Here is an 870-nt window from a genome sequence, read left to right as displayed (position 1 = left end):
AAGATTATGTAGTTTCTTTTGACACCTTGAGGTGTTATAGAATTCGATGTATTTATGTATGGCTTGTTCAATTTCAAAAATATTATTAAACGTTAGGAGATAAAAGCACTCAGCCTTTAAATGTCCAAAAAAGCTTTCAATACAAGCATTGTCCAGACAATTTCCTTTTCTAGACATACTAGCTTTCATACCATAGGTCTTCAGCGCATGGTGATAGGCCCTGGATGTATATTGCACGCCTTGATCACTATGCAGAAGAATGTCTTTTACAGGGCGCTTTTTACAGGCTGCGTCAAGCGTATCAAGTACTAATTGGAGATTATTTACCCGGCTTATCTTGTAGGAGACAACTTCATTATTATACAAATCATAAATAACAGATAAATAAAGGCGTTGTTTATTGAAAGGAAGGATGGTTACATCCGTTACCCATTTTTCATTCGGCCGGGCAGCTTGAAACCCTCGATTTAAGTAGTTTTTTGACACGACACAGACTTCTCTCTTACCATGAAATACGCGTTTTTTACGAATCCTGGCTTGAATACCGAGCTCCTTCATCAGTCTATAAATTCTTTTATGGTTTATGGGCTTCTTCATTGTTTTACGTAACCAGACCGTCATTCTTCGGTAACCAAATATACCCCGGTACTGAGAAAAAACCTCCATGATCTTTTCTTGTAGAGACTGGTCTTCGACCTGTTTTTTTGAAGGGGTCTGTCTGTTTTTAATCCACTTATAGTATCCACTTCTTGAAACTCCTGCAATCTCACAAAGCAAGGTAATAGGAAACCGATCAGACATTTCATAGATTACCTGGTATTCAAGGGATTTGGCTCTTCTTATCGCCCCTTCCTGGCTTCTAACAGCTTT

The 870-nt window shown here is 38.3% G+C and carries 1 protein-coding gene; it reads right to left on the bottom strand.

The annotated features are described in order from the left end of the window. Positions 1-870, bottom strand: an 870-nt coding sequence (locus tag NLX67_RS22600) for an IS3 family transposase (RefSeq protein ID WP_254313637.1), incomplete at both ends; no start/stop codon positions are given.

The organism is Domibacillus sp. A3M-37, assembly GCF_024213455.1.
GTDB lineage: Bacteria > Bacillota > Bacilli > Bacillales > Domibacillaceae > Domibacillus > Domibacillus tundrae.
The sequence above is the reverse complement of the archived record's forward strand: the minus strand, read 5'-3'. Positions and strand labels throughout refer to the sequence as shown.